The following is a 733-nucleotide window of genomic DNA, read 5'->3' as shown; positions in this document are numbered from 1 at the left end:
GAGAGAGTGCGAAAAATTCACGTGTGCAACAAACTCATATGCCCCGGAGACCCCGTTTGGGCTGAGCAATGGCGCGCATACCACCTCGATATGCGTGTTCCCGAATGCTGGGGAGGCGAGGCAGCACGCAGTGCGCGTTGATGCCTTGGCGAGAGGCGTGTTTAGGTGATCGTGGGCGTGCCGGCAGATGGCGTGTCGTGCCAGCGTCCCAGCAGGCGCGCCACGGCCCGCACGCGCTGCGTGTCGCGGCCCCAGCGCCGGCTCGCGGGCAGCTTCTGCGCCCACTTCATGCGCCGCGCCGCATTGGCGATGCGCTCGCGCACTTCTTCGTTCACGCCCGCCAGCGCCGCGTGCCAGTGCTGGCCCGCGGCTTGCGGCGCGGCGGCTTCCAGCATCATGGCTGTCGAGTGCAGGTAGCTGAGCCAGTCGCGCGCCTGGCATTCGGCCAGCGTCATGACCTCGGCGGGGTCGTCTTCGAAATCGATGTAGCCGATCACGCCGTCGGGGCACTGCACCAGGTTGCGGTCGAAGGCCTGGCTCAGGTGCTGGCCGCGCACGTGCACGGCCGCGATGGCCACCAGCCCCTCGCGCCACACGGCGAGCAGGGCGGCTGGGCCGGCGGTGGCGGCCTGGTCGAGCCGCTCCTGCAGTACCACGGTGGCGCGGCCGCTTTCGCCCAGGTCGGAAATCAGCAGGCCATCGGCCTGTTGCGCCAGCACGGTCGGCACGCGCA

At 69.4% G+C, this 733-nt stretch carries 1 pseudogene; it reads right to left on the bottom strand.

Annotated features, from left to right (window positions below):
• Nucleotides 1-161 precede the first annotated feature (161 nt).
• Nucleotides 162-733, bottom strand: a pseudogene (locus tag DBV14_RS26130) (hypothetical protein); the annotation flags it as partial.

This window comes from Variovorax sp. KBW07 (assembly GCF_003852515.1).
Lineage (GTDB): Bacteria > Pseudomonadota > Gammaproteobacteria > Burkholderiales > Burkholderiaceae_C > Variovorax.
The sequence above is the reverse complement of the archived record's forward strand: the minus strand, read 5'-3'. Positions and strand labels throughout refer to the sequence as shown.